This window comes from Xanthovirga aplysinae, from assembly GCF_009711365.1.
Taxonomy (GTDB): Bacteria; Bacteroidota; Bacteroidia; order Cytophagales; family Cyclobacteriaceae; genus Xanthovirga; species Xanthovirga aplysinae.
The window spans coordinates 1-1,061 of the sequence record NZ_SMMB01000305.1 but is presented as its reverse complement, the minus strand read 5'-3'; the positions used below and the strand labels follow the sequence as shown (position 1 = coordinate 1,061).

The following is a 1,061-nucleotide window of genomic DNA, read 5'->3' as shown; positions in this document are numbered from 1 at the left end:
ATTAACTCATGCAAAAAACAAATGGGATAGCGCACCTGCATGGACTCCGGATGGAAAAACAATTGCTTTTGCAAGACAATACAAAGATTCGGAAGGAATTTGGCAGTATGAAATTTGGATTATGAATTCAGATGGTAGCGAACCTACTCAAATAAAATCACTAAAAGGTTGCGGTCCATATTTTACACCAGATGGTAGAATAGTCTTTTACTCAGAATGGATAAATAAAAAAAGTGAAATATACATAGCTGATATTGATGGTAAGAACATAATTAAGTTGACAGATAATGAAGCTCAGGATTGGCACCCTGACGTTTCTCCTGATGGCAAGCAAATCGCTTTTATGTCTGATAGAGATGGAAATTTTGAAATTTATGTGATGAATATAGATGGTTCCAATCAAAAACGACTAACAAATAATGATGTTGATGATTGGTACCCATCCTGGTCCCCTGATGGTTCTAAAATAATATATTCACCACACATGGATTACGAAAAAGATAAACATATCTATGTTATGAATAAGGATGGTTCTTCAGTAAAAAAAATTATTTCTAATAGTGGATATGCGGTATTTCAGCGTTAGCCAGCAGTCAGCTATAAGTCAGTAGAGCTTCAGTATTTAAATTTCGAATCGTTACCATTGGCACTCTTAGTTTACTTAAAAAACGAAGGATGAGGCCCAAGCCATCATTGGCTTTGAAGGTTATTAATCACAAAAAAGGAAAAAATCTTGAAATCAATTTACCCTTCAATATCCCTCTTACTTTCTCTGTTGATAATGTGTAGTGGATGTGAAACTGAATCAACATCCTATCCGATTGCTTATTCTTCCAATGAATCAACTAATTGGGATATTTATCTGACCAATACAGAAGGTAAATCAAAAATTAAAATTACAAATTTTGCTGGTGGTAATGGCTATTCCGCTTGGTCGCCTGATGGAAAACGCATCGCTTTTTATGCAAAATATGATGACAAGAAGACCTGGTCTATTCATACAATAAATAGTGATGGTACGAATAGGAAGAGATTAACTCATGCAAAAAACAAATGGGATA

Annotated in this window: 1 protein-coding gene and 1 pseudogene; both read left to right on the top strand. The window is 34.5% G+C overall.

What is annotated here, in order from left to right; genetic code table 11:
* The coding region (locus tag E1171_RS00870) for a TolB family protein (RefSeq protein ID WP_155203173.1) at positions 1-586 on the top strand (586 nt) is incomplete at its 5' end.
* 147 nt (positions 587-733) lie between these two features.
* Positions 734-1,061 (top strand): annotated as a pseudogene (locus E1171_RS00865) (PD40 domain-containing protein); the annotation flags it as partial.